This is a genomic window from Methylobacter svalbardensis, assembly GCF_037671525.1.
GTDB lineage: Bacteria > Pseudomonadota > Gammaproteobacteria > Methylococcales > Methylomonadaceae > Methylobacter_A > Methylobacter_A svalbardensis.
In genome coordinates this window covers 1-613 of record NZ_JAWPOH010000205.1, presented here as the reverse complement: position 1 = coordinate 613, position 613 = coordinate 1, and the positions used below count along the sequence as shown (strand labels likewise).

Below are 613 nucleotides of genomic sequence, written 5' to 3'. Positions count from 1 at the left end.
AAGATGTTTGATGTGGTGGGTCTGCCAATCACCACGATCTGTTCGTATCCAATCGACTTCATAATGCCCGGTATACGCTACAATTTTTCTTGCTGACAGTGATAAATCGCAACAGGCGCAGCTGTCTGGGGCATGCGCCTCGATCAGATCAATCCGTTCCGGTGCCTTACGTCCATAGCCCTGTGCGCCTTCAACCTTTCCCGCTCGTCGGACTTCTTTCTCAGGTTTTTCTGGCGGGCAAGAGATGTCAGCATTTTCGCTGGGTACTTCTTCCTTACCTGAGCTTGTGTCTTCTTCAACTTCGTTGATGGTCTTGCCATCGGCTTTATCATAGACGCTAATGGGTTCATCGTCTGGCCCTACCCACGGTGCTTCACTGCTGGGAGGGCGCGAGCTATTTCGGCTATTTTGATTCAATCGCTCCCTGGCTTCCTTCAGGTCTTCCAATAACTTCGCCGATAAAAGTCGCAACGCTTCCTCATCCAGACCATCAAGGTAGGTGACATCTAATTGGCGTAGGCTATGGTCGCTCAGTTTCATAGAAAGGTTGTGTCAGAAATTTAGTCAGCAGTATGCTTGAATTAGCGTCAGTTTGCGAGAGGGGGGTGAACGC

General features: G+C 49.9%; 1 protein-coding gene. It reads right to left on the bottom strand.

Annotated features, from left to right (window positions below; all coding sequences use genetic code 11):
- The coding region (locus RW114_RS20860; RefSeq protein ID WP_340124640.1) for a DUF6444 domain-containing protein at positions 1-540 on the bottom strand (540 nt) is incomplete at its 3' end.
- Between the last annotated feature and the right edge of the window lie 73 nt (positions 541-613).